We start from the raw sequence: 15448 nt of genomic DNA, 5'->3' as shown, positions 1-15448 counted from the left end.
AAAATGCCACAAAAAACAGCATATGATGTAGCTGTCGTAGGAGCAACAGGTGCAGTTGGGCAAAAAATAATCCAATTACTAGAAGAAAAGGATTTTCCAATAAATGAGTTAAAGCTGTTGTCTTCCAAAAGATCAGCGGGATCGAAACAACGATTTAAAGAAAAAGAATTAACAGTAGAAGAAGCAACTCCCGAAAGTTTTTCTGGGGTCGATATTGCTTTGTTTTCCGCTGGAGGTTCCGTTTCTAAAGCATTGGCTCCAGAAGCAGTAAAACGAGGAGCTGTTGTTGTTGATAATACGAGTGCTTTTCGTATGGATGAAAATGTACCGCTGGTAGTACCAGAAGTAAATAAAGCTGATCTACAGAATCATGAAGGTATTATCGCTAATCCGAACTGTTCAACTATTCAGATGGTAGCAGCTCTAAAACCACTTAAAGATGCTTTTGGCTTAGAGAGAGTTATTGTTTCAACATATCAAGCAGTTTCAGGCGCAGGTAATCAAGCTAATATGGAATTGGAACAGCAATCGAAGGATTATTTGGATAATAAAGAAATGGAAGCAAGTCTTCTTCCGGTAAAAGGAGATAAGAAGCACTTCCCAATTGCTTTTAATGCACTGCCTCAAATAGATGTATTTCAGGATAATGGGTATACGTTTGAGGAAATGAAAATGATCAATGAAACGAAAAAAATTATGCATGCACCGGAATTGTCAGTAGCGGCTACTTGTGTCCGTTTGCCTTTCTTTACATCACATGCAGAAAGTGTATATATCGAGGTTAATAAAGAAGGGGTAACGGTAGCGGATTTATGGAATGAATTAAAGCATGCAGAAGGTGTTATCTTAGAAGATGATCCATCTGCACAGCTATATCCAACTCCATTGAGTGCGTCCAATAAAGAAGCGGTGTTTGTTGGTCGAGTAAGAAAAGATCCGGATAAAGAGAATGGTTTTCATCTTTGGGTTGTATCCGACAACCTAATGAAGGGTGCTGCATGGAATACAGTACAAATAGCACAATCATTAATAGAAAATAACTGGCTGCAGCGATAGAGGTGTTACCATGAATATACTCGTTCAAAAATTTGGCGGTACTTCTGTACAGTCTGAAGAAAACAGGGAACATGTAATTAAACATATAAAAGATGCATTAGTGCAAGACTATAAACTGGTCGTTGTTGTTTCGGCATTGGGAAGAAAACCAGATCCATATGCAACGGATACGCTACTAGGTTTAGTTGATTTTCCAGCGAACAAGAATTCTTCTCGCGAATTAGATATGCTTATGTCATGTGGGGAAATTATCTCCTCCGTTGTATTATCAAATGAACTACAGAAGCATCATATTACTGCTACAGCGTTAACAGGTGCACATGCGGGCTTTGTAACATCTGATGATTTTACTCAAGCAAAAATCAAGGAAGTACAACCTGAGCGAATTTTACAGGAATTAAAAACCTATGATGTTGTAGTAGTAGCAGGCTTTCAAGGAATAACTCCTAGTGGAGATATAACTACAATTGGAAGAGGTGGAAGCGATACGACTGCTGCTGCTTTAGGAGTTGCATTAAATGCTGAGCGAATAGAGATATTTACTGATGTAAATGGAATCATGACTGCTGATCCACGTGTAGTTGAAAAAGCCAGGCCACTAGACGTTGTTACGTATTCAGAGATCTGTAATTTAGCATATCAAGGTGCAAAGGTGATTCATCCTAGAGCTGTAGAAATAGCAATGCAGGCTAAAATTCCTATGAGAGTAAGGTCGACATATTCACAAGAAGGAGGAACACTTGTTACTTCTTCAAGAGTGGAAGGAATGGATGTAGCTGATAGATTGATTACTGGTATTGCTCATATTGCCAACATTACACAAATACGTGTTCAAACAAAAGAAGAAGCTTATCGAATGCAGTCTGATGTATTTAAGGCTATGGCTGAGGCAGGAATTTCTGTAGATTTTATTACAATATCACCAACTGGAGTTATTTACACTGTACCAAATGCTTTTGCAGACAAAGCAGTTCATATATTAGAAACATTAGGTTTTCATCCGGAAATTACGGGGAACTGTGCAAAGGTATCAGCAGTAGGTGCAGGTATGACTGGTGTGCCAGGAGTAGCAGCAAAAATAGTGCAGGCATTAACTGATGCAGATGTGCAAATTCTACAGTCTGCTGATAGTCATACAACCATATGGGTGCTTGTGCATGACAGAGATTTAAAAACTGCAGTCAATGCGCTGCACGATGTGTTTGAATTAAGCGATGCAGGCAGTCCTGCTTAATCAACAGAAAAAAGGTGATAAGAATGAATTTTGGTCAGGTACTAACAGCAATGGTTACGCCATTCGATGCCAAAGGGAATATTGATTTTAATCAGACAGAAATACTCATTGAGTATTTACTTGATAATGGCACGGATGGTTTAGTAGTTGCAGGTACAACAGGAGAATCCCCAACTTTAACAACCGAAGAAAAAATTAGCCTGTTTAACCATGTCGTAAAAACAGTTAATAATCGTGTACCTGTTATTGCCGGGACTGGAAGTAATAATACGCAGGCTTCTATTGCGTTAACAAAAGAGGCTGAACGTTGTGGTGTAGATGCTATAATGCTTGTAGCACCGTACTATAATAAACCGAATCAACAAGGTTTATATGAACATTTTAAAACAATTGCTATGGAAACATCCTTACCTGTAATGCTTTACAATATTCCAGGTCGGTCTATTGTAAATATAACTGCAGAAACAACAATTGCGTTAAGTAAAATAGACAACATTGTTTCAATAAAAGAAGCTAGTGGAGATTTAGATCAAGTATCAGAAATAATTGAAGCTACTAACGATACGTTTAGTGTTTACAGTGGAGATGATAGTATGACATTACCGTTACTTTCTATCGGAGGGGCGGGGGTTATTTCTGTTGCTTCTCATATAATTGGTCAAGAAATGCAGCAAATGGTTAATTTATACAATCAAGGTGATACGAAAGGAGCTGCAAAGCTACATCGTAAACTTTTACCTGTTATGAAGGGACTATTTACAGCTCCATCGCCATCCCCTGTAAAAGCAGCATTACGTATGAAAGGAATAGATTCTGGAGCATTACGATTACCACTTGTCAGTATTTCAGAAACAGAAGAACGAAACCTTAAAAATATTATAGAGCGTATTAATTAAAGCCTGTAGGCTGTCGAGAAAAGTCTCGACAGCCTTTATTAATGGCTTAGAAAACCCCTGGCTATGCTGGGGGCTAGAGAGTTTATAGCATGGTAAATAAAAAAAACTCATTTCATAGTAGGATATAGTTGGTTTGGATTGAAGTTTCACTTTATTCTTATGCATGAGGAAATCATTTACGTTCATACTAAGAGAAGTTATAACAATAAGGAGTGTACGTAAATGAATAAAGAACCGGAAAAGAAAGATGATCAGAATCAAGAGGCTAATCCATCTGCATTGGTTCAAAAAATTCAGCAGTTAGGTCAATCAAATGTACCACAAGCTCCAGATTCTAATATTCATGTACTATCAATCATTGGACAAGTAGAAGGTCATGTGCAATTACCGCCGCAGAATAAGACGACAAAGTATGAACATTTGCTTCCGCAATTAATAGCTATAGAACAAAATCCTAAAATAGAAGGTGTAATTCTTTTACTTAATACAGTTGGTGGCGATGTAGAGGCAGGGCTTGCCCTCTCTGAAATGATTGCATCCTTGTCGAAGCCGACTGTTTCGATTGTACTTGGGGGTGGACATTCAATTGGTGTACCGATTGCTGTAGCAACTAATTACTCATTTATTGCTCCCACTGCAACAATGACGATTCATCCAGTTCGCTTAACCGGACTTGTCATTGGTGTACCACAAACATTTGAATACCTTGATGAAATGCAGAATCGCGTTGTTAATTTCGTTGTTCATCACTCAAATATAAAAGAGGAGAAGTTTAAAGATCTTATGTTCGCTAAAGGAAACCTAACAAGGGATATTGGTACGAATGTTGTAGGGAAAGATGCAGTAGACTATGGACTAATTGATGATGTTGGTGGTGTGAAAGAGGCGATGGAGAAAGTCACTGAGCTGATTAAGAATAGACAGAATGCGGAAAATCAGGTGATACAATGATTTTATATACGCCGCTTTCAAAAGAAGATATCTTTCCTCCATCCCCATCTGAGCATACGAATAGACATATGATCTCGTTCGAAGGTAGATACATGTATTGTCAACAAAAAACAGATGGTTCTTTGGAAGTCTTACAGTTACTTTCCTCAGATCCGCAAGATTTTTTAAATGAAAACTATGCACCTGGAACCATCTTGCCTAATACAAACATCAAAGACAATTAATTCCTCGTTGCTTTTTTTCATTAAATTTGCATCGATTCGTTACTGTTATTATTAAATTGGTGTTTTATGGTATAATTGAAATAAATGCATCGTGAAAAAACCCTTGTCATTTTTTCGACAGGGGTTTATTCTTCATGTATACTTGCCAAGATCGATTGGGGTGAAATAATGGCAAAGAAACGAAAAAAACGAAAGAGTAAGTTTAAAAAACAACTCAAATTTGAGTTACTCGGTCTCTTGTTTATATTTTTAGGGATATTTGGTAGTGGTGCAAGTGCTATTAGTGACGGAGCTATTCCGGGAGGATTAGAGCACTTATTTCGCTTCTTTTTAGGTATATGGTACTTTGCTGCGTCTGTATTGTTGTTAATTACAGGAATGATTTTAGTAGCAAAGCGAAGATTTCCGGATTTTGCAAACAAAAAACTTGTAGGGTTTTATATTGTTTTTTGCGGCATATTGTTACTCACACACATTCAGATGTTCGATCAGGTAATAGCTTCAGATAGTCAGCTTTCTATTATTGGTACAACATGGGAAAATTACGCTGCATATCTTGAAAATCAATTGTCATCTGGCTATTTGGGTGGTGGAATGGCAGGTGCTCTATTACTCACCTTCACGTACTATTTATTCTCCTTAGCAGGTGCTAAAATCGTTGCTGTTTTTTCCATTGTTATTGGGATCATATTTATGACGGAATTGTCAATAGGTGATATCTTTTCAAAGCTTTGGAAGAAAGTTGGCGGTTCTTTTGCTAGATATAAAGCCGCTTGGAAGGAAAAGCGTGCAAATAAGCAACTTCCAGAAGTGAACCATCCAGTTGATACAGATGCTGATGAACCTGAAGTTGATGAGGTGGTATATCATACGGAGGAAGAGCCAGTCATTCAAGACTTTACAGATGTTGCATATACCCCTCATACTCCGCAAGCTGATCAAGGCAAAAAAACTGTACAGCCAGAAGCAGACAACGGGGAAGAGGATACACTTGAAAATATGCCAATGACTGAAACGGAAAACTATGAATATGTATTACCTTCCATGCAACTATTAGCAGAGCCAGCACATAATTCCCAACAACAGGAAAAGTCACAGATTCAAGCTACTGTTCGAAAATTAGAGCGTACGTTTAATAGTTTTGGGGTGAAGGCTAGGGTAACAAAGGTTCATGTTGGACCAGCAGTAACGAAATATGAAGTATATCCAGAAGCAGGCGTGAAAGTAAGTAAGATTGTTAGTTTGCATGATGATCTGGCCCTGGCATTGGCTGCAAAGGATATTCGAATCGAAGCACCAATTCCAGGTAAATCCGCCGTAGGTATTGAAGTACCCAATCAGGAAGTAGCCATGGTATCTTTACGAGAGGTACTAGATAGTATGGTTAATAAACAAGCTTCTAAACTGCTTTTTGCTTTAGGTAGAGATATATCTGGAGACGCCGTAGTTTCAGAGTTAAATAAGATGCCACATTTACTAATAGCAGGTGCAACAGGAAGTGGTAAAAGTGTCTGCGTGAACGGAATCATTACTACGATCTTGATGCGAACCAAACCACATGAAGTGAAAATGATGATGATTGACCCGAAGAAAGTGGAATTAAATGTGTATAATGGCATCCCACATTTGCTAGCTCCAGTTGTGACTGATCCGAAAAAGGCTTCTAGAGCATTGAAAAAGGTTGTATCCGAAATGGAACGACGCTATGAACTATTCTCTGATACAGGAACTAGAAATATTGAAGGATATAATGAATACATAAGGAAGCATAATCTACATGCTGATGAAACACAGCCGAACCTTCCTTATATAGTAGTTTTAGTAGATGAATTAGCCGATTTAATGATGGTTGCTTCAAATGATGTGGAAGATTCCATTACGCGCTTAGCGCAAATGGCTAGAGCAGCAGGTATTCATTTAATTATTGCCACACAAAGACCTTCTGTTGATGTTATAACAGGTGTTATCAAAGCGAATATCCCTTCTCGTATTGCCTTTAGTGTTTCTTCTACAACTGATTCAAGAACAATTCTGGATTCAGGGGGAGCAGAAAAGCTACTTGGCAGAGGGGATATGTTGTTCTTACCAGTAGGAGCATCAAAGCCGACACGTGTACAAGGTGCATTTTTATCTGATGAAGAAGTAGAACGAATTGTTGATCATTGTATTGATCAGCAAAAGGCTTCATACCAAGAGGAAATGATTCCAGAAGAAACGAATGAAGTTGTAGATGAAGTGGACGATGAACTATATGATGATGCCGTTCAACTCATAACGGAAATGCAAAGCGCAAGTGTTTCGATGCTACAGCGAAGATTTAGAATTGGCTATACAAGAGCGGCAAGATTGATTGATGCTATGGAGCAACGTGGAATTGTTGGGCCTTATGAAGGGAGTAAACCGCGAACTGTATTAATCAGTCAATCAGCAGAGGAGCAATCTTCATAGGTTTTATTGAACCGTATAAAGTCTGTGCAAACAGCTTTATACGGTTTTTTGTAATGAGCAAAACAATCAGTGGAAAAATGTCTATTAATGTCGAAATAGGAAGATTATTTTTAAGAAATATGTCCTATAGCTATTTATTTATCTTAAGATTAATGGTATGATTTATGACGAACAAACGAGTCATACGTCAGATGTCGGATTTCTTGATGTTTGTAAATATTGGATGGGGGGATATAGCTTGTCGATTAAAACCGATGCAAGACATTTGTATTTACAAGTAATTGATGAAATTAAACGAGATATTGAAAAGGGGAAATATAAGGAAAAGGAGAAGCTACCTTCGGAATTTCAATTATCTAAGCTTCTTGGTGTTTCTCGTGCGACACTTAGAGAAGCATTGCGCATCCTTGAAGAAGATAATATCGTAACGCGAAGACATGGTGTAGGTACATTTGTTAACCCTAAACCTATTTTTTCATCAGGTATCGAACAATTAACAAGTGTGACATCAATGATCGAGAAATCTGGAAAGATTGCGGGTTCGCAATACTTATCTACAGATGTGCAAGATGCTACAGACGATGAAAAGAGTAGATTTGCTCCGAAATCAGTAAAGCGTTTAGCGAAGATTGAACGGGTTCGAACAGCGGATTGTAAACCTGTCGTTTTCTGTATCGATAAGATTCCAGAAGATTTAATACCACTTAATCGTGTACATAAAGAAGATTCCATCTTTAAACTTATGGAGGAATACGCGAATAAACGAGTAGCTTATGCAGTGACTTATATTGAACCGATTGGATATCATGATCGAATTTATAACATTTTAGACTGTCATCCAGAACAAACCTTATTACTCCTAAAACAAATGCACTATACAGAAGAGGATGAGGCAGTATTATATTCAGCAAACTATTTTCGATCTGATATGTTCAGCTTTCACGTGTTAAGAAAGCGTTTGTAAAATGTAGTTGAATGAATGTATGAAAGTAGTACATGATAAAAAATGAAGCGTATCCATTTGTGAAACGGCTTTCATTTTTTATGCTGAATTTTCCCGCTTTTGTGAATTATATCGAGGGGGTGGTTATAGCGTAGTTATTGAAGTAGGAAGTACTTATGATGTTTATAAAAATAATAGGGGGTTTAATCAATGAAGAAGCGTAAGTTTTTATTATTCTTTGCTGTTATTGCTAGTTTTAGTATGGTGTTAGCAGCTTGTGGAACTTCAAATGATAAGGAAGCAGACAAGGGAAGTGAAAAAGGCGAGTCAACGGATTATTCAGCAGCTATTGTTACCGATGAGGGTGGAGTAGATGATAAATCCTTTAACCAATCTTCATGGGAAGGGTTAAAGGCTTGGGGAGAGGAGCATGGACTTTCAAAAGGAAATGGGTTCGACTATGCGCAATCCTCAGATGAATCTGATTATCTTCCAAACTTAACAAGAATGACAAAAGAAGGCTATGATTTAATCTTTGGAGTTGGCTTTTTGCTTCAAGATTCGATAACTAAAGTGGCAAAACAAAATCCTGAAACGAATTATGCGATCGTTGACACAGTTGTTGAAGCACCCAATGTTGCTAGTTTAACCTTTGCCGAACACGAGGGATCATTCTTGGCTGGCGTTGCAGCAGCTATGAAAACAAAAACAAATAAATTAGGATTTATTGGTGGCGTTGATTCTGATTTAATTAATAAATTTGAAGCTGGATTTGTAGCTGGTGCTAAATCAGTAAATCCAGCAATCGAAATTGACATTCAATACGTAGGGAATTTCAGTTCTGCTGCAGACGGAAAGCTGATTGCTACGCGTATGTATAATGATGATGCCGACATTATTTATCATGCTGCTGGTGCTGCAGGAAATGGTGTATTTGCTCAAGCTAAAGATATTAAACAAAATGATCCAGAACGTGATATTTGGGTTATTGGTGTGGATCGCGATCAACACGAAGAGGGGAAAATTGGCGATCATAATGTAACATTTACATCAATGGTCAAGCGTGTAGATTTATCCGTACAAAAAGTAAGTAACATGGGACTAGAAGGAGATTTCCCAGGTGGAAAAATTCTTGAATTTGGGTTATCTGATGATGGCGTATTCTTAGCTAAAACAAATGAAGATGCAATAACAGACGAAATCGTTTCAGCTGTGGACGACTGGAAAGAAAAAATTATTAAGGGCGATGTAGATGTTCCACAAACAAGAGATGAACTGAAGACATTCGAGGAATCTTTATAGAACAATAATGAAGAGGCTGGTTGAACAGCCTCTTTGCATGTAATGTAAGCTGGAAGAAAGGTTAGCAACGGAAGCGAAATTCCAGCCCTCTTCCGTTGCTAGTTTTTCTGATAGCATGTAATGATTACTTGAATATTAAAGGAGTGAAGTCCCATGGATTATGTAATAGAAATGCTGAATATTCGGAAAGAATTCCCGGGGATAGTGGCTAATGATGACATTACTGTTCAACTTAAAAAGGGAGAAATACATGCTCTGCTAGGAGAAAATGGTGCTGGAAAGTCAACGTTAATGAATGTACTGTTCGGATTGTATCAGCCTGAGCTAGGTGAAATACGTGTCAAAGGAAAAAAGGTAAATATTGCAGATCCAAATGTTGCCAATCAATTAGGTATCGGTATGGTTCATCAACATTTTATGCTAGTAGAACCGTTTACGGTAACGCAAAATATTATTCTCGGTAGTGAGCCTACGAAGCACGGTAAGATTAATATAAAAAAAGCAGAACGAGAAGTTCAGGAGTTATCTGATCGTTATGGCTTACAGGTTGATGCTACAGCAAAGATAAGCGATATTTCGGTAGGTATGCAGCAACGGGTAGAAATCTTAAAGACACTATATCGTGGTGCTGATGTTTTAATCTTTGATGAACCAACTGCTGTACTTACTCCTCAAGAAATTAAAGAGTTGATGGAGATAATGAAAGCATTAATAGCAGAAGGCAAATCTATCATTCTAATAACACATAAACTAAAAGAGATTATGCAAATTTGTGACCGTTGTACAGTTATTCGTAAAGGAAAAGGAATTGGTACTGTAAATGTAGCGGAAACAAATGTAACCGAATTGGCCGCGCTTATGGTTGGAAGAGATGTCTCTTTTAAAACGGAAAAGAAAACCGCTGAACCTACTAATACAGTCTTAGAAATTAAAGATTTATTCGTAAAAGATTCAAGAAAGGTAAACATGGTTAAGGGCTTGAATCTAGACGTACGTGCCGGAGAAATTGTAGGGATAGCAGGGGTAGATGGCAATGGACAGTCAGAATTGATTGAAGCAATCACTGGATTAAAAAAAACAAACGCTGGAAGTATTCGGTTAAATGAAAAGGAAATTTCTAATTTATCCCCACGTAAAGTAACAGAAAGTGGAGTTGGTCATATACCTCAGGACCGACACAAGTTTGGGCTAGTATTGGATTTTCCTATTGGCGAAAATATTGTGTTACAGACTTATTACAAAAACCCCTATTCTAAATATAAGATTCTTAATTATAAAGAAATCTATCAAAAGGCAGAAAGTCTAATTTCCGAATATGATGTTCGAACTCCTAGTGCTTATACAAAAGCAAGGGCGCTGTCTGGTGGAAATCAGCAAAAGGCGATTATTGCAAGGGAAGTTGACCGTTCTCCAGCTTTGTTAATTGCTGCACAGCCAACTAGAGGACTTGATGTAGGAGCGATAGAGTTTATTCATCGCAAACTGATTGAAGAACGTGATAAAGGAAAGGCAATCTTACTCGTATCTTTCGAATTAGATGAGATATTAGATGTCAGTGATCGAATCGCCGTCATTTTTGATGGGAAAATTGTAGCAAATGTGTCACCAGAAAATACGAATGAACAGGAATTAGGGTTATTAATGGCTGGCAGTAACCAAGAAAAGGCAGGTGATAATCAATGAATTCGAACAAGTGGTTCAATATTCTAGTTCCTATTATTTCTGTTTTTATTGGTATACTTGCAGGAGCAATCATTATGCTTGGATTCGGGTATAATCCGATTCAAGGTTATGTCGCCCTGTTTAATGGAGCATTTGGAGACCCTTATTTCTTTGGTGAAACAATTCGACAGACAACTCCTTATATATTAACTGGACTCGCTATCGCATTTGCTTTTAGGACGGGGTTATTCAATATAGGAGCAGAGGGCCAGGTTATTGTTGGATGGCTAGCTGCTGTGTGGATAGGTACAACGGTAGAGGCACCTATGATCATTCATATACCATTAGCGCTTATCGTCGCTGCATTAGCTGGAGCTATTTGGGGGTTTATTCCTGGGGTATTAAAGGCGAGGCTTGGTGTTCATGAAGTAATTGTTACCATCATGATGAATTATATTGCCCTTTATAGTGCAAATGCAATTATCCGTAACGTACTAACTAATAATGCTGATAAAACAGAGATGATCGCACCAAGTGCATCTTTAGCTTCTGAATGGTTAGAAGGATTAACGTATTTTTCAAGGATGCATTATGGGATTTTAATTGCTCTATTTGCTGCAATGATCATGTGGTTTATCATTGAGCGAACGAATATTGGTTATGAGCTTAAATCGGTAGGTTATAATCAACATGCATCGAAATATGCCGGAATGAGCGTTAAACGCAACATCGTTTTGGCAATGGTTATTTCTGGAGCCTTTGCAGGACTAGCTGGTTCTATGGAAGGACTAGGAACCTATGGGAATATGACCGTTAGCTCTGGATTTTCGAATATTGGTTTTGATGGCATAGCAGTTGCGTTGTTGGGAGCTAATAGTGCAATTGGAGTAGTTCTTGCAGCATTTTTATTTGGTGCATTAAAGGTAGGGGCGCTAAATATGCCGACACAGGCGGGCGTTCCAAATGAACTTGTTGATATTATTATTGCATTAATCATTTTCTTTGTTGCATCTAGCTATATTATTCGTTGGATTATACTTCGCTTCAAAAAGGAGGGCAAATAAATGGGGTTTATTGAATTATTACAATCGATCATCCCAACTGCATTATTTTATTCAGCGCCTTTAATATTTACGGCATTGGGCGGAGTGTTTAGTGAGCGATCCGGCGTTGTTAATATTGGTTTGGAAGGGCTTATGGTAATGGGAGCTTTTGTTGGAATTGTCTTCAACTTAACCTTCGCTGATGTCTTCGGTGCATGGACACCATGGTTATCTATCGCCGTCGCAATGGTGATTTCTGCATTATTTTCGGTTATTCATGCAGTTGCTTCCGTATCATTTCGCGCTGACCAAGTTGTTAGTGGGGTTGCAATTAATTTTTTAGCGTTAGGGTTAGGTGTTTTCTTAACGAAGCAGTGGTATGATAAAGGGCAAACAGATATGGTTAGTCAGCCATTCTATACGACAGATGTTCCATTATTAGCGGATATACCTATCATCGGTCCAATTTTCTTTCAAGGGATTTATATTACTTCATATGTAGCTATCGTATTAGCGCTTATTGCATGGTACATTCTATATAAAACACCATTTGGTTTACGACTTCGCGCAGTCGGAGAACATCCGATGGCTGCAGATACAAATGGGATTAATGTATATAAATTACGTTATGTAGCAGTAATTATATCTGGGGCCATGGGTGGATTAGGTGGAGCTGTTTTTGCATTAACTATCGCGCTTAATTTCTCGCATGCTACAATTGTTGGGCAAGGGTTTATGGCTTTGGCAGCAGTTATTTTTGGGAAATGGCATCCACTTGGTGCGATGGGTGCGGCATTATTCTTCGGTTTTGCCCAGAGTCTCAGTGTAATTGGTGCAGGTATTCCTTTCTTGGCTGATGTACCACAGGTATTCCTGTTAATTGCACCATATGTATTAACGATTCTCGCTTTAGCAGGGTTTATTGGTAGAGCTGAAGCTCCAAGAGCAAACGGAGATCCATATATAAAAGGTAGCAGATAGATAACTATTTCAATCGGATTGCGTCTTATAGTCGCAACCCGGTTTTTTTTGTTTTATAATGGATGACAAATGGAAAATATGTGAAGAATAAAGTTGATAAATCTTAGAGAAATTCAGGAGGATGTTTATGCGCGAAATTTTAGAAACAACGAAAGATGTAAACGGACTACATCTTCATTTTATTCCAAATAAAAAATATAAGACAATTACATTGGTATTGAAATTAAAAGCTCCTTTAAGCAGGGACACGATAACAAAAAGAGCTTTAATTCCTTACATTTTAAAGCAAGGAACCAAAAAGTACCCTTCTAAGCAAAAGCTACAAATGAAATTAGATGATCTCTATGGTGCTTCTATTTCCATCGATGGTGCTAAAAAAGGAGAAAATCATATTATTAGTCTACGTCTTGAAATAGCGAATCAGAAATTTCTCGAGGATACAACGACGATTCTTGATGAAGGAATTAATTTATTGCACGAAATATTATTTGATCCGAATGTAACAAATCAACAATTTGAACAAGCCATTTTTAACAGAGAAAAAGAAACATTAAGACAAAAAATCAATGCATTAAAAGATGACAAAATGAGTTATGCTAATATGCGGTTAATTGATGAAATGTGTAATGGCGAACCATATCAATTACATGTACATGGTTACGAGGAAGATCTTAATAAACTTAATGAACAGAATTTATTTACTTACTATCAACAGATGCTTAAGGAAGATAGTATTGATCTCTATATACAAGGTGATTTGGACGAAGCGGTTATGGAGAGAAAATTATCCGCTGTATTTCATCGAGACGATCTTGAAGCAGAAAGAATGCAAATTACCAAAAACCCGAAGCCGGCTTCTGTTGAGAAAACCAAGCCTAGAGAAGTTATTGAAACAGATAAAATTCAACAGGCTAAACTGCATATCGGTTATCGAACAAATATTACATTTCAAGATGATGCCTATTATGCATTACATGTATTTAATGGCTTATTCGGAGGTTTTCCTAGCTCTAAATTATTTATAAATGTCAGAGAAAAAAATAGTTTAGCTTACTATGCTGCATCTAGAATGGAAAGTCATAAAGGTCTATTACTCGTATTTAGTGGTATTGCACCAGATGATTTTGAAAAAGCAAGAGATATCATAAGAGAGCAGATGACTGCAATGAAGCAGGGTGACTTTACAGAAAATGAATTAGATGAAACAAAAGCGTTAATATCCAATCAGTTACTAGAAACATTAGATCACCCTCAAGGAACCATAGAATTTTTGTATCAGCAAGTTTTATCTAATAAAAAAGTTGAACCTCTAGCGTTTATTGAACAGATTAAGCGCGTAACGAAAGAGGAAGTCGTTGCTGTTGCGAACAAGCTTGAAGAAGATACTCTCTATTTATTAACAGCAGAGAAAGGAGATTCTAATGAATAAGCATACGTATGAAGAGATCGGTGAAACGATTTACACAAAAAAATTGGAAAATGGCTTGGATGTTATCTTGTTGCCGAAAACAGAAATGGCAAAGACTCATGGATTATTTACGACAAATTATGGTTCGATTGATTTAGAATTTGTTCCTATCGGTAAGGACGAACTCGTAACTGTTCCAGAAGGAGTTGCCCACTTTTTAGAACATAAACTATTCGAAAGTGAGAAGGGTGATGTATTTGCTGACTTCTCCAAACAAGGTGCATCCGCCAATGCTTATACATCGTTTACGAAAACTGCCTATTTATTTACAGCCACCGATCAAATTGAGAAGAATGTAGAAACATTGATCGACTTTGTTCAAGATCCATATTTTACAGAACAATCAGTGGAAAAGGAAAAGGGAATTATTGCACAAGAAATAAACATGTATGATGACCAGCCCGATTGGCAATCTTTTATGGGTACAATAAAAGCAATGTTTAAGCACCATCCAGTTAACGTGGATATTGCAGGTACGGTGGAATCGATTAATAAGATTACAAAAGATGATCTATATACATGCTATAACACGTTTTATCATCCGGAGAATATGACGTTGTTTATTACTGGAAATTTTGATCCCAATCAAATGATGCAGCTAGTTGAACGAAATCAAAACCGCAAAGATTTTAAGGAAATGAAAGAGTTACGTAGGAATTTCCCAGTAGAACCTCAAGAAGTTGCGACAAAAGAGAAAAAAATAACAATGCCTGTTTCCATTACTAAATGTACAGTTGGTATCAAAGAAGCAAACCTAGACATTTCAAATGAAGCATTTCTGAAAAAGGATCTGCTACAAGGCATGATATTGGACCATTATTTTTCTAAGGGTGGCGAATTTTATCAGCTATTATATGAAGAGCAGTTAATTGATGATAGCTTCTTTTTTGAGACGAATTTAGATCGCAACTTTGGTTATACTTTAATAGGTAGTAATAGTGAGCGGCCTACTGAATTTGCTGATACATTAAAAGAAATGTTACTTCGGATAACGAACGCAAAGCTTACTAGCGAAACATTCGAACGGATAAAAAGAAAAAAAATTGGAAAGTTGCTCCGGAGTATGAATAACTTAGAGACAATGGCTAATTTATATACACATTACCATATTTTGGATTTGGACTTTTTCTCCATATTATCAACAGTGAGAGCTTTAACATTCGAAGATGCTCAGCAATTTATGCAGAACTGGATTAGTGAAGAGCGTTTATCTGTTTGTACAATCGCTGCGGAGTAAATA

The 15448-nt window shown here is 37.4% G+C and carries 13 protein-coding genes; all 13 read left to right on the top strand.

Annotation, left to right across the window (positions count from 1 at the left end; translation table 11 throughout):
- Positions 1-3 precede the first annotated feature (3 nt).
- The 13 genes from asd to yfmH all read left to right on the top strand — a co-directional run bounded on the left by asd (position 4) and on the right by yfmH (position 15445).
- The gene (asd, locus tag JUJ52_RS04520; RefSeq protein WP_026680945.1) at positions 4-1056 is read left to right on the top strand and encodes an aspartate-semialdehyde dehydrogenase; all 1053 of its coding nucleotides are present in this window, start codon (positions 4-6) and stop codon (positions 1054-1056) included.
- Between the two features lie 10 nt (positions 1057-1066).
- Positions 1067-2290 (top strand): aspartate kinase, encoded by a 1224-nt coding sequence (gene dapG, locus JUJ52_RS04515; RefSeq protein WP_121605213.1) that lies wholly within the window; start codon positions 1067-1069, stop codon positions 2288-2290.
- A 23-nt stretch (positions 2291-2313) separates the two neighbouring features.
- On the top strand, positions 2314-3186 hold the full coding sequence (gene dapA, locus JUJ52_RS04510) for a 4-hydroxy-tetrahydrodipicolinate synthase (RefSeq protein ID WP_026680947.1): 873 nt from the start codon (positions 2314-2316) through the stop codon (positions 3184-3186).
- 222 nt (positions 3187-3408) lie between these two features.
- Positions 3409-4137, top strand: coding sequence for a ClpP family protease (locus JUJ52_RS04505; protein ID WP_026680948.1), 729 nt, complete (start codon positions 3409-3411; stop codon positions 4135-4137).
- Entirely contained in the window at positions 4134-4361 is a 228-nt protein-coding gene (locus JUJ52_RS04500) for a YlzJ-like family protein (protein WP_026680949.1), read from the top strand. The genes JUJ52_RS04505 and JUJ52_RS04500 overlap by 4 nt, the downstream gene beginning before the upstream one ends.
- Before the next feature lie 168 nt (positions 4362-4529).
- Positions 4530-6809 carry an FtsK/SpoIIIE family DNA translocase gene (locus JUJ52_RS04495; protein WP_121605212.1) on the top strand — a complete coding sequence of 760 codons (2280 nt, stop codon included), beginning with the start codon at positions 4530-4532 and terminating at the stop codon, positions 6807-6809.
- A 238-nt stretch (positions 6810-7047) separates the two neighbouring features.
- On the top strand, positions 7048-7773 hold the full coding sequence (locus JUJ52_RS04490) for a GntR family transcriptional regulator (RefSeq protein WP_121605211.1): 726 nt from the start codon (positions 7048-7050) through the stop codon (positions 7771-7773).
- 189 nt (positions 7774-7962) lie between these two features.
- Positions 7963-9054, top strand: coding sequence for a BMP family lipoprotein (locus JUJ52_RS04485; protein WP_026680952.1), 1092 nt, complete (start codon positions 7963-7965; stop codon positions 9052-9054).
- A gap of 153 nt (positions 9055-9207) precedes the next feature.
- A complete protein-coding gene (locus JUJ52_RS04480) occupies positions 9208-10737 on the top strand; it encodes an ABC transporter ATP-binding protein (RefSeq protein ID WP_026680953.1) in 1530 nt (509 codons plus the stop codon).
- Positions 10734-11780: an ABC transporter permease gene (locus JUJ52_RS04475; protein WP_121605210.1), complete on the top strand. Its 1047-nt coding sequence runs from the start codon at positions 10734-10736 to the stop codon at positions 11778-11780. The genes JUJ52_RS04480 and JUJ52_RS04475 overlap by 4 nt, the downstream gene beginning before the upstream one ends.
- Positions 11781-12740, top strand: coding sequence for an ABC transporter permease (locus tag JUJ52_RS04470; RefSeq protein WP_205388595.1), 960 nt, complete (start codon positions 11781-11783; stop codon positions 12738-12740).
- 127 nt (positions 12741-12867) lie between these two features.
- Positions 12868-14169, top strand: a complete 1302-nt coding sequence (yfmF, locus tag JUJ52_RS04465) for an EF-P 5-aminopentanol modification-associated protein YfmF (protein WP_121605209.1) — start codon at positions 12868-12870, stop codon at positions 14167-14169.
- Positions 14162-15445 carry an EF-P 5-aminopentanol modification-associated protein YfmH gene (gene yfmH / locus JUJ52_RS04460; RefSeq protein ID WP_205388594.1) on the top strand — a complete coding sequence of 428 codons (1284 nt, stop codon included), beginning with the start codon at positions 14162-14164 and terminating at the stop codon, positions 15443-15445. The genes yfmF and yfmH overlap by 8 nt, the downstream gene beginning before the upstream one ends.
- Positions 15446-15448 lie beyond the last annotated feature (3 nt).

The sequence above is a fragment of the Virgibacillus sp. AGTR genome (assembly GCF_016919725.2).
Classification (GTDB): domain Bacteria; phylum Bacillota; class Bacilli; order Bacillales; family Amphibacillaceae; genus Virgibacillus; species Virgibacillus salarius.
Note: the sequence above shows the minus strand (reverse complement) of the source record. Positions and strands in the feature narration are given on the sequence as shown.